The sequence below is a fragment of the Streptomyces sp. NBC_00237 genome, from assembly GCF_026342435.1.
In the GTDB taxonomy this organism is placed as follows: Bacteria; Actinomycetota; Actinomycetes; order Streptomycetales; family Streptomycetaceae; genus Streptomyces.
In genome coordinates, this window is record NZ_JAPEMT010000005.1 from 335,287 (window position 1) to 358,532 (window position 23,246).

General features: G+C 72.0%; 17 protein-coding genes. 7 read left to right on the forward strand and 10 right to left on the reverse strand.

All coding sequences use genetic code 11. The features are described from left to right. The first annotated feature begins 44 nt into the window (after positions 1-44). Positions 45-1,409, forward strand: a complete 1,365-nt coding sequence (locus OG897_RS37275; protein WP_266664268.1) for an FAD-dependent oxidoreductase — start codon at positions 45-47, stop codon at positions 1,407-1,409. A 283-nt stretch (positions 1,410-1,692) separates the two neighbouring features. On the opposite strand, the gene OG897_RS37280 is transcribed toward OG897_RS37275, so the two are convergent. The 5 genes from OG897_RS37280 to OG897_RS37300 form a co-directional block, all read right to left on the reverse strand. Continuing rightward, a complete protein-coding gene (locus OG897_RS37280; protein ID WP_266664270.1) occupies positions 1,693-2,748 on the reverse strand; it encodes a YncE family protein in 1,056 nt (351 codons plus the stop codon). A gap of 223 nt (positions 2,749-2,971) precedes the next feature. Continuing rightward, a complete protein-coding gene (locus tag OG897_RS37285) occupies positions 2,972-6,451 on the reverse strand; it encodes a M28 family peptidase (RefSeq protein ID WP_266664594.1) in 3,480 nt (1,159 codons plus the stop codon). A 191-nt stretch (positions 6,452-6,642) separates the two neighbouring features. Next, entirely contained in the window at positions 6,643-7,770 is a 1,128-nt protein-coding gene (locus tag OG897_RS37290) for an alpha/beta hydrolase (RefSeq protein ID WP_266664272.1), read from the reverse strand. A gap of 155 nt (positions 7,771-7,925) precedes the next feature. Beyond that, the gene (locus tag OG897_RS37295) at positions 7,926-8,654 is read right to left on the reverse strand and encodes an HAD family phosphatase (RefSeq protein WP_266664274.1); all 729 of its coding nucleotides are present in this window, start codon (positions 8,652-8,654) and stop codon (positions 7,926-7,928) included. Between the two features lie 22 nt (positions 8,655-8,676). Next, complete coding sequence (locus tag OG897_RS37300) at positions 8,677-9,156, reverse strand: Lrp/AsnC family transcriptional regulator (RefSeq protein ID WP_266664276.1); 480 nt, start codon at positions 9,154-9,156, stop codon at positions 8,677-8,679. Positions 9,157-9,488: 332 nt separating this feature from the next. On the opposite strand from OG897_RS37300, the gene OG897_RS37305 reads away from it, so the two are divergent. The 3 genes from OG897_RS37305 to OG897_RS37315 all read left to right on the forward strand — a co-directional run bounded on the left by OG897_RS37305 (position 9,489) and on the right by OG897_RS37315 (position 14,157). After that, positions 9,489-10,985 (forward strand): FUSC family protein, encoded by a 1,497-nt coding sequence (locus OG897_RS37305; RefSeq protein ID WP_266664596.1) that lies wholly within the window; start codon positions 9,489-9,491, stop codon positions 10,983-10,985. A 926-nt stretch (positions 10,986-11,911) separates the two neighbouring features. Beyond that, positions 11,912-13,012 (forward strand): nitric oxide synthase oxygenase, encoded by a 1,101-nt coding sequence (locus OG897_RS37310; protein ID WP_266664598.1) that lies wholly within the window; start codon positions 11,912-11,914, stop codon positions 13,010-13,012. Positions 13,013-13,089: 77 nt separating this feature from the next. Beyond that, positions 13,090-14,157 (forward strand): lactonase family protein, encoded by a 1,068-nt coding sequence (locus OG897_RS37315; protein WP_266664278.1) that lies wholly within the window; start codon positions 13,090-13,092, stop codon positions 14,155-14,157. Between the two features lie 76 nt (positions 14,158-14,233). Here the strand turns inward: OG897_RS37315 and OG897_RS37320 are convergent, their stop codons facing one another. The 4 genes from OG897_RS37320 to OG897_RS37335 form a co-directional block, all read right to left on the reverse strand. After that, positions 14,234-15,163 carry a sirohydrochlorin chelatase gene (locus tag OG897_RS37320; protein WP_266664280.1) on the reverse strand — a complete coding sequence of 310 codons (930 nt, stop codon included), beginning with the start codon at positions 15,161-15,163 and terminating at the stop codon, positions 14,234-14,236. A gap of 105 nt (positions 15,164-15,268) precedes the next feature. Next, positions 15,269-16,291 carry an N-acetylglucosamine kinase gene (locus OG897_RS37325; protein WP_266664600.1) on the reverse strand — a complete coding sequence of 341 codons (1,023 nt, stop codon included), beginning with the start codon at positions 16,289-16,291 and terminating at the stop codon, positions 15,269-15,271. A gap of 8 nt (positions 16,292-16,299) precedes the next feature. Beyond that, on the reverse strand, positions 16,300-16,977 hold the full coding sequence (locus OG897_RS37330; protein ID WP_266664282.1) for a uracil-DNA glycosylase: 678 nt from the start codon (positions 16,975-16,977) through the stop codon (positions 16,300-16,302). Positions 16,978-17,051: 74 nt separating this feature from the next. Then, entirely contained in the window at positions 17,052-18,143 is a 1,092-nt protein-coding gene (locus OG897_RS37335) for a sialidase family protein (protein ID WP_266664284.1), read from the reverse strand. A gap of 285 nt (positions 18,144-18,428) precedes the next feature. Here OG897_RS37335 and OG897_RS37340 point away from each other — a divergent pair, with 285 nt between their 5' ends. From OG897_RS37340 to OG897_RS37350, 3 genes are read left to right on the forward strand one after another with little or no spacing between them, the layout of a single operon-like run. After that, positions 18,429-19,193, forward strand: a complete 765-nt coding sequence (locus OG897_RS37340) for a class II aldolase/adducin family protein (RefSeq protein ID WP_266664601.1) — start codon at positions 18,429-18,431, stop codon at positions 19,191-19,193. A gap of 24 nt (positions 19,194-19,217) precedes the next feature. Then, positions 19,218-20,114, forward strand: a complete 897-nt coding sequence (locus OG897_RS37345; protein ID WP_266664286.1) for a bile acid:sodium symporter family protein — start codon at positions 19,218-19,220, stop codon at positions 20,112-20,114. A gap of 43 nt (positions 20,115-20,157) precedes the next feature. Then, positions 20,158-22,080 (forward strand): neutral/alkaline non-lysosomal ceramidase N-terminal domain-containing protein, encoded by a 1,923-nt coding sequence (locus tag OG897_RS37350; protein WP_266664288.1) that lies wholly within the window; start codon positions 20,158-20,160, stop codon positions 22,078-22,080. A gap of 40 nt (positions 22,081-22,120) precedes the next feature. On the opposite strand, the gene OG897_RS37355 is transcribed toward OG897_RS37350, so the two are convergent. After that, the gene (locus OG897_RS37355; protein ID WP_266664290.1) at positions 22,121-23,197 is read right to left on the reverse strand and encodes an NADH:flavin oxidoreductase/NADH oxidase; all 1,077 of its coding nucleotides are present in this window, start codon (positions 23,195-23,197) and stop codon (positions 22,121-22,123) included. Positions 23,198-23,246 lie beyond the last annotated feature (49 nt).

Consider the following 23,246-nt stretch of genomic DNA (forward strand, 5'->3'; position numbering starts at 1 on the left):
TTCAGCGGTGCTGCCGCTCGCCATTCCTCGAAGGGAACCTGATCATGCCTCGCCCCCTGCGAGTAGCAATTGTCGGAGCCGGCCCCGCCGGGATCTACGCTGCCGACGCGCTGCTGAAATCCGCGGTGGCGGTCGAACCCGGCGTGTCCATCGATCTCTTCGAGCGGATGCCGGCCCCGTTCGGCCTGATCCGTTACGGAGTCGCCCCCGACCACCCCCGCATCAAGGGCATCATCACCGCCCTGCACCAGGTGCTCGACAAGCCGCAGGTGCGGCTGTTCGGCAACGTCGACTACCCGAACGACATCAGCCTGGACGACCTGCGCTCGTTCTACGACGGGGTGATCTTCTCCACCGGCGCGACCGCCGACCGTGCCCTCGACATCAAGGGCATCGACCTCGACGGCTCGTACGGAGCCGCCGACTTCGTGTCCTGGTACGACGGACACCCGGACGTCCCGCGCACCTGGCCGCTGGAGGCCGAGAAGGTCGCCGTGCTGGGCGTCGGCAACGTGGCGCTCGACGTCGCGCGGATCCTCGCGAAGACCGCCGAGGAGCTGCTGCCGACCGAGATCCCGCCGAACGTCCACGAGGGGCTCAAGGCGAACAAGGCGCTGGAGGTGCACGTCTTCGGGCGTCGTGGCCCGGCGCAGGCCAAGTTCAGCCCGATGGAGCTGCGCGAGCTGGACCACTCGCCGAACATCGAAGTCATCGTCGACCCCGAGGACATCGACTACGACGAGGGCTCGATCGCCACCCGGCGCGGCAACAAGCAGGCCGACATGGTCGCCAAGACCCTGGAGAACTGGGCGATCCGCGACATCGGCGACCGCCCGCACAAGCTGTTCCTGCACTTCTTCGAGAACCCGGCGGAGATCCTGGGCGAGGACGGAAAGGTCGTCGGGCTGCGGACCGAGCGCACGGAGCTCGACGGCACGGGCAACGTGAAGGGAACCGGTCAGTTCAAGGACTGGGAGCTCGGTGCCGTGTACCGGGCGGTGGGCTACCTGTCGGACGAGCTGCCGAAGCTGCCGTGGGACGTCGCGTCGGGGACCGTTCCGGACGAGGGCGGACGGGTCATCGAGGAGTCCGGCGAGCACCTCCGGTCGACGTACGTCACCGGGTGGATCCGGCGCGGTCCCGTCGGTCTCATCGGGCACACCAAGGGCGATGCGAACGAGACCGTGGCGAACCTGCTGGACGACTTCGCGAACGGGCGGCTGCACGAGCCGGCCGCGCCGGAGCCGGAGGGCGTCGAGGCGTTCCTCGGGGGGCGTGGGGTCCGGTTCACCACGTGGGAGGGCTGGTACAAGCTCGATGCGGCCGAGAAGGCGCTGGGCGCGCCTGAGGGGCGTGAGCGGGTGAAGTACGTCGAGCGCGAGGACATGCTGAGGGAGAGCGGGGCGTAGGTCTCGGCTTGAGTGAGGGGCCCGGTGCGGAGTCGCGCCGGGCCCCTTTTGCCGTGCGGGCACGATGCCGATTTTCGCCGTGCGGGCATGACGCCGATGCGTTGTGTGGTCGCGCCCGCACGGCGGAGCCGCACATTCAGTACAGCCCCGCGCCCCTGACGGGGCGCATGGCTGTGCCCGGGACCCGTCACCTCGGGTCCCGGGCAGCCGGGGGTCAGCGGAACCGGTGGCCTGCGGGCCGGCCGGTCACCGGTCCGCCGTCCTGGCGTCCGGTGCGGACGGCTCAGCGTCCGATGCGGATGCGGTGCGCCTGGTCCTGGCGCTCCGTGCCCACGGCGGACTTGTCCACGACGTACGCGGTGCCGCGCGTCACCGTGATGTGGTTCGGGTTGGCGCCGGTGGCGATGGTCTCCACGACCGTGCCCTTGCGGGGGTCGACGACCGTGACGTTTCCGGCGCCGCGGTTCGCGACGAGGACCTTGCCCGAGCGGACGTCGGTGGCGACCGACAGGGCGCCCGCGCCGGTCGGGACGGTCTTGGCGACCGCGCCCTTGCGGAGGTCGACGACGGAGAGGCTGCCCGCGGCCTGGTCGGCGGTGTACGCGGTGCGGCCGTCGGCGGACAGGGCGATCGAGATCGGGCCGTCACCGGTGGGGATCAGGCGCGGCTCCTTGGCGTGAGGGGAGACCTCGACGATGCGGTCGCCGCCCAAGTCGGCCGCGTAGACCGTGCCCGTGCGCTTGTTGAGGGCCAGGCCGGTGGGCTGGCTGCCCGTCACCGTGACGCGCTTCTTCTCCTTGAACGTACGGGAGTCGAAGGCGACGAGGGTGCCGTCGCCGAAGCCGCTCGCCCACACCGTGTCGCGGCGCTCGTCGACCACGATTTCACGGGCGTGCGCCACGTTCGGCAGGCTCGCCAGGTGCTTGCCGTCGCGCTGGCTGTAGACGGAGACCGAGTTGTTGCGGGTGTTGGTCGTCCAGACGGTGTTGTGCTCGTCGTCGACGGCGACACCGTAGACGGCCTCGACGGCGCCGGTGGCCGGGTCGGTGACCGGCGGGGTGTACGTCGCCCGCACCGCCAGCGAGCGCGGATCGACCTTCATCAGCGAGGACTTGGTGACCGGCGGGCGGCCCACGGCGGCCGTCGCCCACAGCACGTGGTTCCGCTCGGAGTACGAGGACTGGTAGAGGCCGGCGGTGAGCTGGGCGGAGGTGACGGTCGAACCGGCGGCCGGTTTGGCCTGCGCGGACGCCGTGCCCGTCAGGGCGAGGGAGCTGCCCGCGGCGAGGGCGACGGCGGTGGCGGCGGTGCGACGGAAGCGGCGGGTGATGGTGGGCATGCCGAGTCGATCTCCGATACGTCAAGTGCCTCCGGGTGGGAGGCGGACAGGAGTTAACTTAGCTTAGGCTTGCCTAAGTAATCGACAGTGGAAGGTGTGGCTCCGGTCACATTGGCCTGCAACTCCCAGGCGGAGCAAGCGCCTTGGCTGGAATTCGATGCACGAAAAGCGGCTCTCCCCCCGACTTCGCAGTCGGGGGGAGAGCCGTCGGGGCGGGGTGGGGTCAGTTCACCTGAACCGTCACGTCGTCCACCACGAAGGAGGTCTGGAGGGACTGGTCCTCCGTGCCGTTGAACTTCAGTGCGACCGTCTGACCGGCGAACTCCGCCAGGTCGTAGGTCTTCTGCTCGTACCCCGTGTTGGCGTCCACGTTGGAGAAGGACTGGAGCGTCTTGCTGCCGACCTGGACCGTGAACTTGTCGTACACCACGTTCTCGTTCTCGTCCGTGTCGATGTGCAGGAAGAACGAGAGCTTGTACGAGGCGCAGCCCGACGGGATCGTCAGCGTCTGGGCCGCGTTGTCGGTGCGCGTGGTGCCCCAGCCGTTCAGCCAGGCCATGTAGGTGCCGCCGTGCGGGGGCTGGCCCGCCTGGTTGGTGATGACGCCGCTGGTGGTCGTCCACCCGGTCTGGCCGCTCTCGAAGCCGCCGTTGGTGACCAGCTGGCGGGGCGTGCAGCCGGTGCCGCCGCCGACCGTGAGCGTGTAGGTGGTGCTGTGGGTGGTCGTGCCCGTACCGGTGATGTTCAGCGTGTACGTGCCGGGGGTCGTGCTCGCGCCCACCGCCACGGACAGCGTCGCGTTGCTGCCGGACTGCACGGACGTCGGGCTCACGGTGGCCGTCACACCGGACGGGGCGCCGGAGACCGACAGGGCGACCTGCTGCGGGTTGCCGCTCACCGTCTGGGTGGTGACCGTGGCGGTGGTGTTGCCGCCCGGGTTGGCGCTGCCCGCGGCCGGGTTGACGCCGATGGAGAAGTCCTGCGTCGGGGTACCGGTGCCGACCGAGGTCTTCCAGATGCCGTACGCGACACCGTCGGCGCTGCGGTCCAGGACCGTGGCGTTGATGTTGTTCACGGTGTCGCAGGCGCTGTGGTAGCAGGAGTCGTACGCGGCGTTCGCCGTGCCGCCCCACTTCTGCGCCTGTGCGGCGGTCTTGCGGGCGCTGGCCCCGGCCGCGTAGCCGGAGGTCGGAATGCCGACCGCCTGGAAGGACGCGTCGTCACTGCGGCCCTGGCCCTCGACGTTCTCCTCGGGAGCGAGGTTGAGAGAGGTCCAGTACGCCTTCAGCGGGGCGGCGGTGGTGGAGTTGACGTTGTTGATGAAGTAACCGGCGTTGGTCGAGCCGACCATGTCGAAGTTGTAGTAGCCCTTGATGGCCGCGCGCTGCGCCGCCGTGAGCCGGTTGACGTAGAACTCGGAGCCGTTGAGGCCCTGCTCCTCGTCCGTCCACCAGGCGAAGCGCACGTGCTTGGTCATCGTCGGGTTCTTCTGGGCCAGGACGAGCGCGTTCTCCAGGAGCGTCGCGGAGCCGGAGGCGTTGTCGTTGATGCCGGGGCCCGCGGAGACGCCGTCGAGGTGCGCGCCGAACATGGTCGTCTGGTCCTCGGGGCCGCCCGGCCAGTCGGCGATCAGGTTGTTCGAGGGGTACGTGCAGGTGGTGCAGGTCTGCTCGGTGACCTGGTAGCCCGCGGCCGTGAGCTTGCCCTTCACGTACGCCAGCGACTGGGTGTAACCGGCGCTGCCCGCCCGGCGGTTGCCGCCGTTCTGCGAGGCGATCGTGCCGAACTGGGCGAGGTGTGCGCGGACGTTGTCGACGCTGATGTTCGGCGGGTCGGTGGGCGGCACCGTGCCGCCGACGTTGAGCACGTAGTCGACGCTGTGGGAGAGCGTGGTGCCCTGGCCCTTCACGGCGATCGTGGTCGTGCCGGGTGCGGCGTTCGCCGTGGCGGACAGCGTGAGCGTCGAGGACTGGCCGGACTGCACCGTCGCGGGGCTGAAGGTCGCGGAGACCCCGGCGGGCAGGTTGCTCGCGGTCAGCGCCACCGACTGGGCGTTGCCCGTCGTGGTGTTGGTGACGACGGTCGTGGAGACCGAAGCGCCCTGCTGGACGGTGCCCGACGCCGGGTTCAGCGCCATCGAGAAGTCGTTGTTCTGGCCGTCCGGCACACAGGTCGGGTCACCGGGCTGGGCGGGCACGCTGATCGCGTCCCACGCGGCCTTCGTCTTGTTGAACAGGTTGCAGGTCGCGGTGTCCAGGGTCTTCGCCGAGGTCAGTGTCGCCGTGCGGTACTTCTTGTACGACATGCTGCTGGTCTTCAGCAGCATCGCCCCGTAGAAGATCTTTCCGGCGTTCTGGACGCCGACGCCGGTCAGCGTCGACTGGTTGCAGGTGCTGGAGTTCGGCTTGCCGCCACCGGGGTTGGTGCCCTCGGCGAGCAGGTAGAACCAGTGGTTCATCGGGCCCGCCGCGGCGTGCGTCTCGGTGCCGGGGATCGAGGAGCTGTAGCAGGACGGGTCGTTGTTGATGGCCGAGGGGTTGTACATGTTGCGGATCGGGCCCCGGCCCTGGAGGTTGATCATCTCGCCGACGGTGTAGTCGGGCACGTCGAACGGGGAGGGCTGGCTCATGTACGCCTCGGTCAGCGCACCGAAGATGTCACCGGTCGCCTCGCCGAGCCCGGACTCCTGGCCGCCGGTGCCACCGGGGGTGTTGGAGTCGATGGCGTGCCCGTACTCGTGGGCGACGACGTCCGCGCCCGCTATCCACTCGTTGGCGCTGTTGCGGCCAATGGTGACGGAACTGCCGTCCCAGTACGCGTTGAGTTCGTTCAGCCCGACCTTGGCGGGGAAGGTGCGGCCCTGCCCGTTGACCCCGTTGCGGCCGAGCCACTGGGTGAGCATGTCCGACTGCTTCTGCGCCGCGAACATCAGGTCGGCGCAGCCGGTCTCCTTGGAGGTCGGATTGCCGTTGCCCCAGGAGTCGGTGGACTTGGTGAACACCTGGCCGGTGGCGTAGTCGGCACAGCTCAGGCCGGGGCGGTTGGGGTCGCGCAGGGAGTAGGTGCCGTTCGCGTTGGTGGTGTCGATGGCGACGGGGGCCGGGCCGTTCCACTTGCTGTTGGCGGTGCCCGCGACGACCTCGTCGTAACTGTCGACGACCTTACCCGTCCGCGCGTCCACGAAGACATGCAGCTTGCTCGGCGCCTTGGCCTGACGACCCGTCAAGGTCGTCTCCCAGGCGAGGACTTGCTTGCCGTCCTTGATCTTGACGACCAGTCGGCTGCCGCTGACCTTGTCGGTCTTGGCCTGCTGGGAGCGGGACACCGTCTCGGCGCGCTTCGCGGTGACCGAGGGCTGGATCGACACGTCGATGCGGGTCTGCGAAGCAGACTGGAGGGAACGCACGTTCCCCTCGCCGTCGGCGAGCACGACCGCGTCGCCGCCGACCACCGGAAGGCCCCGGTATCTTCGCTCGTACGCCACCGAGTAGAGGTCCTTCACCCAGGGCGTGACCTGGCGTCTTTCGTACGTCTGCGACGCGGCGTTGACCGCGGTGTCGAAACCGCTCTTCACGGCCGCGTCGGCTGCGGCGATCGCACGCGCCGCGGACTTGGCCTGAGGGGCGGGCGGGGGCTGCGCCGCGGCCGATGCGGAACTCGCGAGTGTGCTCACGAGTCCCGTGGTCAGCGCGAGCGCCGCCACTGCCGCCGTCCATCTGGTGGGTTGCAACGTCCACTCCGATCGTGGGTGGGGGAGGGGGAGAGCTGTTCGTTGCCGCACGCGCAGATGTGTGCTTCGCCTTACCCGTACGTCACACACGCTTCACACGTACGTCGCGAGTATGAGCGTGGACATGACGAGTTGGGGCATCCCGGAAGGGCATACGCCGCGTGTTATGGGCCCGGCCGGTGGAAGCGCACCTCCGGGTAGAGCGGCGAAGGCCCTTCGAGCAGGGCGGCGGGCCGTCCCCGCAGATGGGTGTCGGCGAACGCCGCGACGTACGCCCGGGTCAGGGCGGCCACGCGCCCGCCGTCGAGGTCCTGGAAGGGGATGCCGAGCTGCTTGCCCAGCGGGGCCACGTCGGTGAACGACAGATGGCCGACCCCCTCCACGCTCAACCAGCGCCTCCAGCCGGTGAGTTCGGGCCAGGTCGCGTCCCAGGTGGGGTCCGGGCCGCCCGGCACGTGGCTGGGTATGCCCAGCATCAGGTACGGGCGGTCCAGCGGGACGTCGTTCGGGACGTGGAAGTTGCCGTCGATGTTCAGCCCGGCCCGGATCCGGCGGTCGCGCAGCATGGCGGGAAGCGTGCTGAAGCCGCCCGCCGAGTGCCCTGCCATCGCGATGCGCCCGGCGTCGATGCGTACGCCGCACGGCAACTGGCCGTGTCCTGACAGAAGTTGATCCAGCGCGAAGGACACGTCCGCCGCCCGCCCGAGGCCCAGCCGGGGGAAGTGGCTCCGGTCCGGCACCTTGCCCGCGGTGGTGTGCCCGTCGGGAAAGGTGATCCCGTCGGCCTCGTAGTTGTGGCCGATCCCCGCGACCGCGTACCCCCGGCTCGCCAGCTCCTCGGCCACGACCGACAGGGTGGCCCGGGGCATGCCGAGACCCGGCGACAGGATCACCAGGGGCAGCCCGCCGCGCGTCCGTTCCGCCCGCGCGCCCACGGAGGCGTGCGTGCGGACGGTGCTCAGCAGCCTCGGCGGCAGGTCGAATCCGGCGGAGGCGAGATACGTCGTCGACTCGGCGGCGGTCAGGTACGCCGCCGAAGTGGCCGACGCGCTCCGCGCCGGATACCAGAGCGAGACCATCAACTCCCGCCGCTCGTCCGGGACCCACGGGTCCGCCCGGCTCTCGTCGCGCAGGTGCAGGGTGGCCAGACCGATCGGGTGCGGGCCGGTGGGGCGCGGCAGTTCCAGTGGTGCGGGGGCGGCCGATGCGGGGCTCGTACCGAAGCCCGCGCCGAGGGCGGTGAATGCCGTGGCCGTCGCTGCGGCGCTGGTCAGGAAGGTGCGTCGTCTCATGTGGGCAACGCTACGAAGCCCGTACAGGAAGGTCGTCAACCCGTGGTGGGATGCGGGGGGCCCGCCTCAACCCGTGGGACTCATCCCACGGGTTGAGGCGGGAGGGGACCGTCGGAGAGGCAGGTGGGCCCTCCCGCCGAGGCGGCGGGCCCACCTCACCCCAGCCCCAGCCAGACGAGCGCCGCCTCCGCAGTGAAGTCGGCCTGACCGCCGGAGAAGAGCAGGTCGGCGGTGGCGAACTCAGTCGCCGGGAACTCCGTGGCCGGGAACTCAGTGGCCTGGTACTCCGTGGCCATGTACGGAATCGCCGCACACCGCATCCCCGCCGCGAACGCCGCCGTCACGCCCGGTGCCGCGTCCTCGAACACCGCGCAGTACCCGGGTTCCGCCCGCAGCCGCGCCGCGGCGGCCAGGAAGACGTCCGGGGCGGGCTTGCCGTGCGCCACCTCCTCCGCCGACACGATCACCGCGCCCGCCGCCTCGCCCAGGTACGCGTCGAGCCCCGTGCCCTCCAGCACCGCGACGATCGCCTCCCGCGAGGAGCCCGACGCCACCGCCATCGGCACCCCCTCGGCGTGCAGCCGCTCCACCAGCTTGCGCATCTGGGGGAACACCTCGGTGGAGGCGCGGGCGAGCTCCAGATACAGCCGGTTGTACTCGGCCAGCAGCAGGTCGACGCCGGTGGCGATCCCGTACCGCTCCCGCAGGATCTCCAGCGTCTCGCGCGTCCCGATGCCGATGAACCGGGCGTTCTCCTCCCAGCTGAAGTCCGGCACGCCGTGCTGTTCGAGGAGGCGACGCCCCGCCTCGTAGTAGTTGGGCTCGCTGTCCACCAGCGTGCCGTCGAGATCGAAGAGGACGAAGAGCGAGTGCGGTGTACTCATGAGACAAGGATGGCTCAGGCGATCACCGGGCCCGCGCCGCCCTCCCGACCGCCTCCACCAGCGGCAGCAGCCGGTGCGGCACCCGCTCCCGCAGGGCCACCTCCGTACGCGTCCTGACCACGCCCGGCACCTGGATCAGCCGCTGGATCACGTCCTCCAGATGACCGGCGTCCCGCGCCACCACCCGTGTCATCAGGTCCCCGCCACCCGTGATCGAGAACGCCTCCACGATCTCCGGCACCCCGGCGAGCGCGTCCCCCACCTCGTCCAGATGCCCCTGCGTCACCTCCACGTGGACGAACGCCAGCACCGGATGCCCGAGCGCGGCAGGGGACAGGGTCGGCCCCGTGCCGGTGATCACGCCCTCCCGCTCCAGCCGGTCCAGCCTCGCCTGGAGGGTGCCGCGTGCGATCCCCAGGATCCGGGCGTACTCGCGCACGCTCGTGCGGGGCTGCTCGATCAGCAGACGCAGAATCCGGGTGTCCAGCTCATCCACTGACAAGTCGCACCACCATGGTCCGTTGGCCTCCTCATGGCTCACTCGTCCGCGCCAGGACTGTACCAACGGCACAGCTCCCGCAGCACGAGTTGAGCCACTGTCCCATCTAATGCTTTCCTCTGCCTACTGATGGCGCCGCGCAGCGCCCGGTCGGCGACGGCGCCGAGCGGACCAGCGGCGCCTTTTCCATGTCCGAAACGTCGAGGCCGCGCACCCGGCCTCCGCACATGACGCAGATGACGCATACGACGCACATGGCGCACGCGAAGCCGGACGACACACGCGACGCGCGCGACACACACGACCGAGGGGGCGGGGCTGCCGCTGTGAAGAGGATGTTCCACGCACCGGACCCGGGACTGCTGCGGCTGCGGGTCTCGACCCGTGCCGTCATCGGCATCGGCTGCGCGGTCGCCGTCGCCGAACTGTGCGGCATGTCCCTGACAGCGTCTATCGTCGGCGGTCTCGCCGCCCTGCTGGCGCTCTTCACCGTCCAGGACCCGACCGTCCCCCGCCAGGCCCTCACGACGGTCCTGCTGCCGGTCGCCGGTTTCCCGGTCCTCGCCCTGGCCACCCTCCTGCACGACCACCCGCTCCCGCGCGACCTGGCCTTCCTCGCGGTCGTCCTGGCGGGCGCGTACGCACGGCGGTGGGGGCCGCGCGGGCACGCGCTCGGCACGTTCGGCTTCATGATGTTCTTCGTCACGCAGTTCCTGCACGCCGTGCCGGGACAGCTTCCCGAGCTGTACGGATCGGTCGCGATCGCGACCGCTGTGTCCGCCCTGGTCCGCTTCGGGCTCTGGCGCATCGAACGGCGCACGCCGCCGCCCGTCGGCCCCGCCCCGCTCACCGGCCTCGGTTTCGCCCGGCCGACCACCCGCCAGGCATTCCAGGTCACCGCCGCGTGCGCGTTCGCACTCGCGATCGGGCAAGTGCTCTCCGAGGACCGCTGGTACTGGGCGGTCGGCGCGGCCTGGTGGATCTTCGTCAACACCGCCTCGCGCGGCGAGACCCTGGTGCGCGGCTTCCGCCGGGTGCTCGGCACGGTCGTCGGCATCGCCGCCGGATTCCTCGTCGCGATCCCGCTCGACGGGGCCCCCGTACCCACGGCGGCCCTCGTCGCCGTCTGCGTCTTCGGCATCTTCTACACGGCGGGCCCCAGCTACTCCTGGATGATGTTCTTCGTCACCGTCATGGCCGGTCTGCTGTACGGGCTGCTCGGCGTGCTGCACCCCGGGCTGCTCGTCCTGCGGGTCCAGGAGACCGCCGTCGGCGCGATCGGCGCGGCCCTCGCCGTCGCGGTCGTCCTCCCCGTCACCACGCACGCCGCCACCGACGCGTGGATCCAGCGCGCCCTGCACTCCGTGCGTGTGTGCACGGGGGAAGCCGCCCGCCGACTGGCCGGGGAGGCGCACGCCGACCCCTCCCCGCACGTCGCCGAACTGGAGCTGCTGCTCGGCCGGGTCAGGCTCTCGCTCGCCCCGCTCGTCCATCCGCTGAGCCCGGTACGCGCCCGCAAGGCGCGGGCCCGCCAGGTGCTGGCCCTGCTCGACGACTGTGCCCGTGAGGTGCGCGGTCTCGCGGGCATCGCCGCCGACGCCGAGGCGTCCCACGACGCACGCCTCACCGCCGCCTGCTGGCGGGTGGAGCGGGCCGTGGAGGCGCTCGTCGCGCCCCGGAACGCGTCCTCGGGAGCCCAGAACGCCCCTGCGGACGAGCACGCCCCCGACGTGACGGCCCTCGTGCACCTCCACGCCATCGAACGCGCCCTGGCGCAGTTGGCCGTACCGCTGGGCGGGCAGGCGCGTCCGTCTTCCGTGAGCGATTGCTGAGGCGCGGAGGGCCCCGGGCCGGTCGACGCCCCGGCTGCCGCCTCGACGACGCCGGTACGCGGGACCGGAAGGGCTCGACCCGCCGGGCGAGGTGGCCGCCGACCGGCAGGCCGATCCGCCCGTGTCCGCGCCACCGTTGACCGTGCACCGCCTGCACGGGGCGCGGGCGGGGGACGAGGGCGGCCCGCGCCGTCCGGCATCCTCCGTTCCGGTCCCGCTGTTCCACCGCGCCCCTGCACGGGGTCGTCCTCGCCGAACCGGATAGCGCGAGCACCTCAGTCCGTCGGCGTCGGCGCGTCCGCCGGTTCCCCTCCGGACAGTCCGGGCGAGAGGTCGAGTTGAGGCAGGGGCGAACGCCCTGGGGCCTCTTCGGTGCCGAGAGGGGGCGTGCGCCGCACTGGTCACGCCTTCGCGCGCTTCCCCGCGCTCCCCGGCGGCCCGTACGTATCCGGATGATCGGCGAGCATCGGGGGTAAACCCGGCGGCATCATGCGGGAGGAACGGCCCGGCGGGGCGAGTTGGTCGACGTCGCCGGGCGTGAATCGTCGATGCCCGGGGATGCGAGCAGGATGCGCAACGATCTTCAGCGAGCCGTGGACCGGATATCCGGCCGAACACCGGCGACCGACCGCACCGGTGCCGACTCTCCGGGACCCGAGGCGGGTTCCGGACCCCGGCACGGCGCGATACGCCAGGGGGCCACGGCACCGGGCGTCCCCCGGCAGCCCGGCGGACGGGAGCCGGTCACCCCGCCCGGAGCCCCTGAGCGGCACGACCGCGACTGGGCCGCCTCGCCCGCCCCGCAGGCCGCACGCGCCGCCCGTTGCCCCGTCGCGCACGGTGGGCTGCTGCCCGAGCCGGAGCAGCCGGACCGGGCCCTGACCGGGCAGCCCGACAACCGCGCGTACGCCCTCGGCCTCGACACTCTGCACCGCCTCGCCGAGGACTTCGTACGGCTGCACCACCGCGAGACCCCCGCCCACGGCGACCCCGGACCGCGCCTGGCCGCCGTGCACGCCGAGATCGACGCCACCGGCACCTACCGGCACACCCCCGGCGAACTCGCCTTCGGGGCCCGCGTCGCCTGGCGCAACAGCAACCGCTGCATCGGCCGCCTCTACTGGAACTCCCTGCGCGTGCGCGACCGCCGCCACATCAGCGACGCCGACACGGTCGCGCGAGAGTGCGTCGAGCACCTCGAAGAGGCGGGCAACGGCGGCCGCATCAGGCCCCTGATCACCGTCTTCGCCCCGGACACTCCGGCCCGCCCCGGCCCCCGCGTCTGGAACGAGCAGCTGATCCGGTACGCGGGCTACACCGCAGCCGGGGGCGAGATCGTCGGCGACCCCCGCAACACCGGCCTCACGGAGCTGGCGATGCGGCTGGGCTGGCGAGGGGGTCCCGGTACTCCCTTCGACGTACTCCCGCTGATCGTGCAGGGCAGCGACGACAGGCCCAGGCTGTACGAGCTGCCCGACGAGGCGGTGCTCGAAGTGCCGCTCCAGCACCCCGAGGACACCTGGGCCGAGGAGTGGGGCCTGCGCTGGCACGCCGTACCCGCGATCGCGCACATGTGCCTGGAGATCGGCGGCATCTGCTACCCCTGCGCGCCCTTCAACGGGTGGTACATGGGAACCGAGATCGGCGCCCGCGACCTCGCCGACGCCGACCGCTACAACCTGCTGCCGCCGCTCGCGGAGCGCCTCGGGCTCGACGTCACGAGTGACCGTTCGCTGTGGAAGGACCGGGCGCTCGTCGAGCTGAACCGTGCCGTGCTCCATTCCTTCGACCGTGCGGGCATCACCATCACCGACCACCACACCGAGTCGGAACGTTTCCTCACCCACCTCGACCGCGAGGAGGCCAAGGGGCGCGAGGTCGGGGCCGACTGGTCGTGGATCGTGCCGCCGATGTCGAGCGCGGCCACCGGGGTCTTCCACCGGACGTACGACAACACCGAACTGTCGCCGCTCTTCACCCACCACGACGACGCGCTCGTACGGGCGCGGGGCGAGGCGGCGCCGTAGGCAGCGGGCGGGAGTTGGTCTAGACCGCCCTGCTACCGTCGCCCCACGCACAACACTTCGCGGAAAGGGGCTGCACGGTGAGCAGCAGCACGGCATCGGGGTCCGAACCCCAGGAGACGCGCGCCTTCGTCGGCTCGTTCACCTCGGCGGGTGGACGCGGCGTCCTCACCGCCGCCGTGGACCCGAAGACGGGCGCGCTCACGCCGCTCGGCGCGACCGACGCCGTCGCCGACCCGTCGTACCTGGCGCTCTCCGCCGACCGGCGGCTGCTGTACGCGGTGAGCGAGACCGGGCAGGGCGCGGTGGCCGCGTTCGACGTGACGGACGCGCTGCCCCGCCCGGCGGGGGAGCCGGTCCCGGTCGGCGGCGGTTCGCCCACCCACCTCGCGCTCGCCGCGGGCCACCTCGTCGCCGCCAACTACGGCTCCGGCAGCGTCAGCGTCCTCCCGCTGCGCGCCGACGGCACTCCTGGCCCGGCCTCCTGCGTCCTGTCCCACCGGGGCGGCGGCCCCGACCAGGACCGGCAGGAGGGCCCGCACGCCCATCAGGTGCTGCCCGACCCGTCCGGCCGCTGGGTGCTCAGCGTCGATCTCGGCACCGACTCGGTGCGCGTCTGCGTGCTCACCCCGGACACCGGCACCCTCGTCGTGCACGCCGAGGTGGCGCTGCGCCCCGGCACCGGGCCGCGCCACCTGGTCTTCCACCCCACGGGCGCGTACGCGTACGTCGTGAACGAGCTGACCACCACGGTCACCGTCTGCCGCTGGGAGGCCGCCACAGGCACCCTCACGCCGCTCTCCGAGGCACCACTGCTTCCCGAGGAGCCGACCGAGGGGCGCAGCTACGCCTCCGAGGGCGTCGTCGCGCACGACGGACGCTTCCTGTGGGTCGCCAACCGGGGCCACGACAGCATCTCCGTACTGGAACTGACGGCCGGGGGCGAGCGGGCCGCACTGCGCACCACCGTGCCCTGCGGCGGCCACTGGCCGCGCGACCTGGCCCTCGACCCGACGGGGACCCGGCTGTACGCGGCCAACGAGCGCTCCGGCGACGTCACCTGGTTCGACGTGGACCCGCGGACGGGCGTTCCGCGGCGCGCGGGCTCGGTGGCGGCCCCGGCGGCGTCCTGCGTGGTCTTCGGCTGATCTCGCGGCGGCACGCGAAGGGCCCGCACCGTCGGCGATCCGGTGCGGGCCCTTCGCGTGTGCCGGGTACGTCCGGTCAGTGAACCGGTGCCGCCTGCTGCGGCGTGATGCCCAGCGCGGTCGCGTACTGCGAGAGCACCAGCTTGCCGATCGCCGGGTACGCGCCGAGCGGCTCGGCGAACGCGCAGCCCGCCTCCTTCGCGGCCGTCTCCAGCAGGTCGGTGGCGACCTCCGGGCCGATCAGATACGGGGCCAGCGCCAGGTTCGCGGAGCCCGAGCCGCGCAGCTGCTCGGCGATCGAGGCGATGGAGCCCTCCTCGTCGAGTGCCGCCGCCATCACCGGTACGGCGAGGCGCGCGGCCAGCAGCATGCCGGTGATCCCGGCGGCCTGAACGGCCTCCTCGCCGCCGACCGTGGCCAGGACGATGCCGTCGGCCGCCGTGGCGACCGTGAACAGCCGGGCGCGGTCGGCGCGCGACAGGCCCGCCTCGGACAGACGCACGTGCAGGGCTTCTGCGAGCAGCGGGTGCGGGCCGAGGACGTCGGTCAGCTCGGCGGCGGCGTGGCTGTCCACGAGAGCCTGCCGTATCCGGCGCATCGTGGACGCCTCGGGTCCGGCCAGCAGCGGCACCACGACGGCGACGGGGCCCTCGGGCTTCGCCACCTCGCGTCCGGCGGCCAGGGCCTGCTCGTAGCGGGCGGTGCGCTCGGTGGCGGCGTACGCGAGCACGGCGTCCAGCGTCGGGTACTCGGGGTACGCGCCCTGGTCGTCACCGTCGAGGTAGCCGATGCGGGCGTCGAGGCCCGGCAGCTCGGAACGGGCGATGCTCAGGAGTTCTTCCGCCAGGTTGCGGGTGGCGGTGGTCGGCTCGCCGGGAACGGCGAGAACAAGTGCGGGTGCGCCCTCGGGAGCCGCCACGGGCTCCGGACGACGGTGTCGTCCGGGCTGGCGGGGGCGCGGCATTCGTACAGGCAGGCCGGAAGCGGGCCCAGTGGGGGAGCTCATGGCGCCGCATGCTACTGGCTTTGCGGGTGCTGCTGTTCGGGGAGGGTGTATTCGAGAGGTATCTGTCCCGTTTTATCCAGTGAATGACGACGAATGCGCGCGAAATCAACGGGTTTGATGTCCCGATACGCACAACATGTACGGATCAGCCGGAAATGACAGGTTGTCGGCTGCGAGAGCGGTGGCGATCCGCACGGCACCGTCGAGCGGGCTGCCCAGCGCGTCCACGAGCCGCGCGTGCGGGAGCGCGCGGGCGAACTGCTCGTGCAGCGGTACGAGGAGCGGCGCGCCCAGCTTCAACAGCCCGCCGGTGAGCGCCACCTCGCAGGGCGCGGTGGGGGAGTGGTTCCCGGCGGCGGGCGCCGGGCACGCGGCGGCGGCCGTCTCCGCGACGTGCCGGGCCGCGTCCCGCAGGATGTCCACGGCCACCGGGTCCCCCTCGGCCGCGCACCCGGCGACCTGGGGGGCGAACGACGCGAGGACCGCCGGGCGGTCGGTACGCGGGTACAACCGCCCCGGCAGCTCCGGGGCAGGCCCGAACACGGCCTCCAGGCGGGCGAGCAGCGCGGCGGAACCGCCCCGCCGGCCGTCGTGCGCGCGCAGGGCCGCTGCCAGCCCGGCCCGGCCGATCCACGCCCCGCCACCGCAGTCGCCCAGCAGATGCCCCCAGCCGTCGGCCCGCCGCCACGCGGTGAGGTCGGTGCCGAGCGCGATCAGTCCGGTGCCCGCGGCGACGACCGCGCCGGGCCGCTGCCCCAGGGCTCCCGCGTACGCGGTGACCGCGTCGGCCGCCAGCGCCACGGGCCGCACCCCGAACTCCCCGGCCAGCAGCCCGGGCAGCCGTGCCCGCAGCGCGTCACCCAGCGTGGCCATCCCGGCCGCACCGACGCAGACGGCCGCCAGCGAGCCTCCGCCCGCGCGCGCCAGCAACGCGCGTGCCGCAGGGACCACTTGCCCGGCCATGTCGTCGGCGTCGATCCCGCCGGAACCGGTGCGCACGGGCGTGCCCGACACCACCGGCGGCGACGCGTACGTCACCGTGCCGTCGGCCCGTGCGGGCGCGAGCGCGACGCGGACGCCGGAGCCGCCCGAGTCCACGCCGAGGACGAACCTGCCGCCGGAAGCCATCACGCCCCCTACGGCAGCTGCCAGTCGACCGGAGCGGCCCCCTGCTGGGCGAGCAGCTCATTGGTCCTGCTGAACGGCCGCGAGCCGAAGAACCCGTTGTCCGCCGACCGGGGGGACGGGTGCACCGACTCGACGACGGGCACCTCGCCGAGCAGCCGCTTCAGGCTGCGGGCGTTACTGCCCCAGAGCACGGCCACCAGCGGTTTGCCGCGCGCCGCCAGCGCCGTGATGGCCTGCTCGGTGACTTGCTCCCAGCCCTTGCCCTGATGGGCGTTGGGCTTGCGGGGCGCCGTGGTGAGCGCCCTGTTGAGCAGCAGCACCCCCTGCCGCGTCCACGGAGTGAGGTCCCCGTTGGACGGGCGGGGGTGCCCGAGGTCCTGGTGCATCTCCCAGAAGATGTTGTCCAGGCTCGGCGGCACCGGGCGCACGTCGGGCGCCACCGAGAAGCTCAGGCCCACCGCGTGCCCCGGCGTGGGATAGGGGTCCTGGCCGACTATCAGGACCCGTACGTCGTCGAACGGCTGCTGGAACGCCCGCAGTACGTTCGCCCCCGCCGGTACGTAGCGACGCCCTGCGGCGATCTCCGCGCGCAGGAAGTCACCCATCGCGGCGATCTGTCCGGCCACGGGCTCCAGTGCGTCCGCCCACCCGGGCTCGACGATCTCTTTCAACGGTCTTGCTGTCACAGGGCGTCACTCTACTGGGCCGGTCCGACAATCGGCCGGGCAGACCGCCGGACCGTACGACGCCCGAGGGGGTGTCAGCCGATCACCGCCGCCCGTACGCACAGCACGTCCGGCAGGTGCGAGGCGAGCTGGCGCCAGCTGTCCCCGTCGTCGTCGCTCGCGAACACCTCGCCGTTGCGGTTGCCGAAGTACACCCCGGCGGCAGGCGCGTTGTCGTCCGTGCACAGGGCGTCGCGCAGCACCGTCCCGTAGTGCTCCCCGCCCGGCAGTCCCGCCGTCAGCGGCTCCCAGCTCTTGCCCGCGTCCTGTGTCCGGTAGACCCGGCACTTGCGGTCCGCGGGCACCCGGTCGGAGTCAGCGGTGATCGGGAAGACGTACGCGGTGTCCCCCCGGTGCGGGTGCGCGGCCACCGAGAACCCGAACGTCGAGGGCAACCCCGCCCCGATGTCCGACCAGTTGGCCCCGGCGTCGTCACTGCGGAACACGCCCCAGTGGTTCTGGAGGTAGAGCCGGTCGGGGTCGGCCGCGTCCTGCGCGATCTTGTGCACGCACTGGCCGAACTCCGGGTCGGGGTCGGGCAGGAAGACCGCCGACACCCCCTTGTTGGACGGCGCCCAGCTCGCCCCGCCGTCCCGGGACCGGAACACACCGGCCGTGGACACCGCCACCGTCACCGCGTCAGGGTCACGCGGGTCCGTGACCACCGTGTGCACGGCCTCGCCGCCACCGCCGGGCACCCACTGCGAGCGGGTCGGGTGCTCCCACAGCGGTCGTACGAGCTCGAAGGTCTCGCCCCGGTCCGCCGACCGGTACAGCGCCGCGGGCTCCGTCCCCGCGTAGACCACTCCCGGCGCGGCGGGCCCCGCCGGATGCAGCTGCCAGACCCGCTCCAGCGAGGTCCCGGTGTCCTGGGGGAACTTCACCGCCGGTTTCTCCGGCTCCGTCCAGGTCCGGCCGAGGTCGTCGGAGTGGAACACCGACGGACCCCAGTGCGCGCTGTCCCCGCCGACCAGCAGCCGGGGCGCGTCCCCGCTGCGGTCGATCCCCACCGAGTACACGGCCTGCGCGTTGAAATGCGGTCCCTCGAACTCCCACTCCCCGCCGCCGCGCCTGCGGCCGAGGAAGAGTCCCTTGCGTGTGCCTACCGCGAGCAGTACGTCGGACATGGCCGACACCTCCCAGACGTCGTTGTCTCCAGGTATCGGCCAGTCTGCACCCCACCACTGACAATGGCCCCGAGATCAGGCGTCCGCCCAGGTCAGGGCGGTAAGCCGGGATTGTCCAGGGGGTCGGCTTCCGTGCGCCCGGCCCGGTTGTGGACGGATTCCTTGACAGTGTCCACCCCCTTGGAAACCATCCAGTCGGTACGCCCCGAACGGTCCGACCGACGAGGAGAGTCAGCCATGACGTCCCCCACCACGGAACAGGTCATCGCCGCCGCCGCAGGACCGATGCCGCCGGGAGTGTCCGTGCCGACGCCCCCGGTCCACGACACCGTCGAGGCGGAACGGCAGTACCGCAAGGAGCAACTCGCCGCCGGGTTCCGGCTGTTCGGGAAGTTCGGCTTCTCCGAGGGAGTCGCCGGGCACATCACCGTCCGCGACCCCGAGCACCCCGACCGCTTCTGGGTGAACCCCTTCGGCATGGCCTTCTCCCTGATCAAGGCATCCGACCTGATCCTGGTCGACCACGAGGGCACCCTCCTGCACGGCCACCGCCCCGTGAACCGCGCCGCGTTCGTCATCCACGCCGCCGTCCACCGGGCCCGCCCCGACGCGCTCGCCGCCGCCCACGCGCACTCCCTGCACGGCAAGGCGTTCTCCAGCCTCGGCGTACCGCTCGACCCGATCACCCAGGACGCCTGCGCCTTCTACGAGGACCACGGCCTCTACACCGACTACACGGGCGTGGTCAGCGACGCCGAGGAGGGCAAGCGGATAGGGCAGGCCCTCGCCTCGTACAAGGCGGTGATCCTCCAGAACCACGGCCTGCTCACCGTCGGCTCCACCGTCGCCGAGGCCGTCTGGTGGTTCGTCACGATGGAACGCTCCTGCCAGGCCCAGCTCCTCGCCATGGCGGCGGGCACCCCCCGGCTGATCGACCGCGAGACGGCCCTGCGCACCCGGGGCCAGCTCGGCGGCTCCTTCGCGGGCTGGTTCCAGGCGCAGCCGCTGCTGGACCAGATCACCGCCTCCGACCCCGACCTGTTCGGCTGACCGGGCAGCGCGGGCCGTCGACCCATGGACCTCGCCGCCGTCTTCCTGCCGATCGCCCTCGCGGTCATCATGCTGGGCCTCGGGCTCGGCCTCACCCCCGCCGACTTCCGCCGGGTGCTCCTCCACCCGAAGGCCACCGTCGTCGCCCTGGCCTGCCAGGTGGTGCTGCTGCCCGCCGTCTGCTTCGGCCTGGTGAACGCCTTCGGGCTGCCGCCCGTCCTCGCCGTCGGCACGATGCTCGTCGTCGCCTCCCCCGGCGGCACCGCCGCCAACCTCTTCAGTCACCTCTACGGCGGTGACGTCGCCCTCAACGTCACGCTCACCGCCGTCAATTCGGTGATCTCCGTCATCACCCTGCCGCTGGTGTTCAACCTGTCGGCGCGGCACTTCCTCGGGGAGGGCACCGAGCTGGGCCTCCAGTTCGGCAAGACCCTCCAGGTGTTCGCGATCGTCCTGGTCCCCGTCGCGATCGGCATGTACGTCCGCGCCCGTGCCGAGGGCTTCGCCCGGCGCATGGACCGCCCGGTGAAGATCGCCTCGGTGGTCATCCTGGTGGGGATCATCGTCGGCGCGGCCCTCCAGGAGCGCGCGAACCTCCTCGACTACCTCCGCTCCACCGGGCCCGTCGCCGTGGCCCTGCTGGTGCTCAGCCTCACTGTCGGCTACTGGGTGCCACGTCTGTTCAAGGTGGAGCGCGGCCAGGCCGTCGCCTCCTGCATGGAGATCGGCCTGCACAACACCACGCTGGCCATCACCATCGCCATGGGCATCCTGGACAACACGGAAATGGCCGTCCCCGGAGCCACGTACGGGGTATTGATGTTCTTCGCCGCCGCCGTCGCCGGAGTGCTCCTGCGCAGGGCGGCGCACACGTCCGGCAACGGGGGCACAACCTCCTTGCCTGATCGAGCACTTCCCTGAGGTGCTTGATGCAGACTGTTGCCTTTTCAGAGAGTGAGCGTCCATGACCCACCTGGCCGGCCGAGGCATCTCCGACATCACCGGGGAGGCCGCCGAGTGCGGCATGCTCGGCTACGGAAAGGCCGGCCAGCAGACCACGGGCCTCCACACGCGCCTGCGCGCGCGTGCCTTCGCCTTCGCCGAGGGCACCGCCCCCGGCGACCGGCGCGTCCTGCTGGTGGTCTGCGAACTCCCGCTGATGTCCGGCGGGATCGTCCAGGAGGTCGTGCGCAGGCTGCCGCCGGAGTGGACCGAGTCCAACGTCATGCTCACCGCCACACACACCCACTGCGGCCCCGGCGGCTACTTCCACCACGCGCTCTACAACAGCAACACGGGCGGCTTCCGGCTCAAGACATACGAGGCGATCGTCGACGGCATCACCGAGGCCGCCCTCGCGGCCCTCGACGACCTCGCCCCGGCGGAACTCTCCCTCGCACACGGCGAACTCCACGGCGCCAGCGCCAACCGCTCCCGCCGCGCCTTCGACCGCAACCCCGGGCACGATCGCGCCCACTTCCCCCGGGGCGTCGACCCGCACACCACGCTGCTGCGCATCGCCCGCGACGGCGAACTCGCCGGCGCCCTGCACTGGTTCCCCGTCCACAACACCAGCATGACCAACACCAACACCCTGATCAGCAGCGACAACAAGGGGTACGCCGCCTACAAGTGGGAGCGCCTCGACAGCGGTACGGACTACCTGTCGCCGCAGCCACCAGCCCTGGTCACCGCCTTCGCGCAGACCAACGCAGGCGACATGTCGCCGAACCTCAACCTCCGCCCCGGCAGCGGCCCCACCGAGAACGAGTACGACAACACCCGCATCACGGGCACCCGCCAGCAGGAGTCCGCCACCGCACTCCTCAAAGAGGCGTCCCCCCTCACCGGCCCCCTCGACCACCGCCTCACCCACCTCGACCTCTCCCGCACCGAAGTGGGCCCCGACCACACCGGGGACGGCCGCGCGCACCGCACGGGCGCCCCCGTGGGCGGCGCCGCGGCCCTCGCCGGGGCCTGGGCCGACGGCAAGGGCTTCGCGGGCTTCCGTGAGGGCCGCAACCCCGTCTGGGACGCCCTCTCGCAGCGCGTCGTGTACGCCCTCTGGCCCGCTCTGCGCGACGCCCACGCCCCCAAGGCGCTCGTCCTGCCCGCAGGACCCCTCAACAAGCTGCGCCCCATGATCCAGGAGCGCGTACCCGTCCAACTCCTGCGCATCGGACGCCTCTACCTGATCGGCATCCCCGGCGAGGTCACCATCGTGGCCGGTCTGCGCCTGCGCAGGACGGTCGCCGGAATCGTCGGCGCGCACCTGGACGACGTCCTCGTCGCGAGCTACAGCAACGGCTACTTCCACTACGTCACCACCCCCGAGGAGTACGACGCCCAGGAGTACGAGGGCGGCAGCACCCTCTTCGGCCGCTGGCAGCTCCCCGCGCTCTGCCAGACGGCGGCCACCCTCGCCACCGCCATGCGCGACGGCCGCCCCGCCCACCGGGGCACCCCCGAACCCCTCCCGCGGGCCCGCCCGCAGCGCCGTACGAAGGCCCCGGAGGCGGCACCCCCGGGACGCGCGTACGGCGACGTGCTCTCCTTCGCGCGCATCGGCAACCGGGCGACCGCCACCTTCGTGGCGGCCCATCCCGGCAACGACCTGCGCAGGGGCGGCACCTACCTCGCCGTCGAGCGCCACGAAGAAGGCGACAGCTGGATCCGCGTCGCCGACGACGGCGACTGGTCCACCACCTTCCGCTGGGCCCGCACGAGCCGCAGCACCTCCACCGCGACAGTGACCTGGACCGCCCCCGACACCACCCCGCCGGGCGTCTACCGGCTCCGGTACCACGGTGACAGCGACACGGACGGCCCGTTCACCGGAGCGACGGAGCCCTTCGCGGTGGGGGACGCCGGGACCGCCACCGCATAGGGACCGGCCCGTCGCCCGGTGTCCGACCCCCCGTGCGCGGTCAGGACCGGCCGTACTGCACCGGCACGCGCACCTCGCCGAGTCCGCCGCGCGCGGCATCCCGCGCCCAGTACGGCGAACGCAGCAGCTCGCGGCCGAGCAGTACGGCGTCCGCCTCGCCGTTGGCGAGGATCTTCTCGGCCTGCTCCGGCTCGGTGATCAGCCCGACGGCGGCCACCGGCAGTCCGGTCTCGGCCTTGACGCGCGCCGCGAACGGCACCTGGTAGCCGGGTTCGACCGGGATGACGGCGTCGGACACGTTGCCGCCGGTCGAGACGTCGAGCAGGTCCACGCCGTGCTCCTGGAGCAGGCTCGCGAAGCGCACCGTGTCGTCGCCGTCCCAGCCGCCCTGCTCCAGCCAGTCGGTCGCCGAGATCCGGAAGAACAGCGGCAGCTCCTCGGGCCACACCTCCCGTACGGCGTCCACGACTTCGAGCGCGAACCGGACGCGATTGCGGAACGATCCTCCGTACTCGTCCATGCGCCTGTTGGAGTGCGGGGAGAGGAACTCGCCGATCAGGTAGCCGTGCGCACCGTGGACCTCGACGACCTGGAAGCCCGCCTCCAGAGCCCGCTTCGCGGCGTCCGCGAACTGCCCGACGATCTCCCGGATCTCCTCGGCCGTCAGCTCGGTCGGCACGTGGTGGCCGTCCTTGAAGGGCACCGGGCTCGGCCCCACCGGCTGCCAGCCCTCGGTCTCGGCACTCACCGGCCCGCCGCCCCGCCAGGGCCGGTCGGTGGACGCCTTGCGGCCCGCGTGGGCGAGCTGGATGCCGGGCACGGTGCCCTGTTCCTTGAGGAAGTCCGTGATCCGCCGGAAGGCGTCCTTCTGGGTGTCGTTCCACAGCCCCAGGTCCGCCGGGCTGATGCGCCCGTCGGGCGTCACGGCGGTCGCCTCCACCAGGATCAGCCCCGTACCGCCGACGGCACGTGCCGCGTAGTGGGCGAAGTGCCAGTCGTGCGCCACCCCCGCGTTCGGGCCGAACACCTCGGCGCTGTACTGGCACATCGGGGCCATCCAGATCCGGTTGGGCATGGTCACGTCGCGCAGGGTGATGGGCTGGAAGAGGTTGCTCACGGCGAACTCCATGGGAGGGAAGGGCCTGTTGCTGGTTGTACGATACCCA

Bases quoted from the DNA above. Each gene is read 5' to 3' on its own strand.
- OG897_RS37305 (WP_266664596.1), top strand. From the start codon at position 9,489: ATGTTCCACGCACCGGACCCGGGACTGCTGCGGCTGCGGGTCTCGACC.
- OG897_RS37280 (WP_266664270.1), bottom strand. From the start codon at position 2,748: ATGCCCACCATCACCCGCCGCTTCCGTCGCACCGCCGCCACCGCCGTC.
- OG897_RS37335 (WP_266664284.1), bottom strand. From the start codon at position 18,143: ATGTCCGACGTACTGCTCGCGGTAGGCACACGCAAGGGACTCTTCCTC.
- OG897_RS37345 (WP_266664286.1), top strand. From the start codon at position 19,218: ATGGACCTCGCCGCCGTCTTCCTGCCGATCGCCCTCGCGGTCATCATG.
- OG897_RS37295 (WP_266664274.1), bottom strand. From the start codon at position 8,654: ATGAGTACACCGCACTCGCTCTTCGTCCTCTTCGATCTCGACGGCACG.
- OG897_RS37325 (WP_266664600.1), bottom strand. From the start codon at position 16,291: ATGGCTTCCGGCGGCAGGTTCGTCCTCGGCGTGGACTCGGGCGGCTCC.
- OG897_RS37350 (WP_266664288.1), top strand. From the start codon at position 20,158: ATGACCCACCTGGCCGGCCGAGGCATCTCCGACATCACCGGGGAGGCC.
- OG897_RS37320 (WP_266664280.1), bottom strand. From the start codon at position 15,163: ATGAGCTCCCCCACTGGGCCCGCTTCCGGCCTGCCTGTACGAATGCCG.
- OG897_RS37275 (WP_266664268.1), top strand. From the start codon at position 45: ATGCCTCGCCCCCTGCGAGTAGCAATTGTCGGAGCCGGCCCCGCCGGG.
- OG897_RS37340 (WP_266664601.1), top strand. From the start codon at position 18,429: ATGCCGCCGGGAGTGTCCGTGCCGACGCCCCCGGTCCACGACACCGTC.
- OG897_RS37290 (WP_266664272.1), bottom strand. From the start codon at position 7,770: ATGAGACGACGCACCTTCCTGACCAGCGCCGCAGCGACGGCCACGGCA.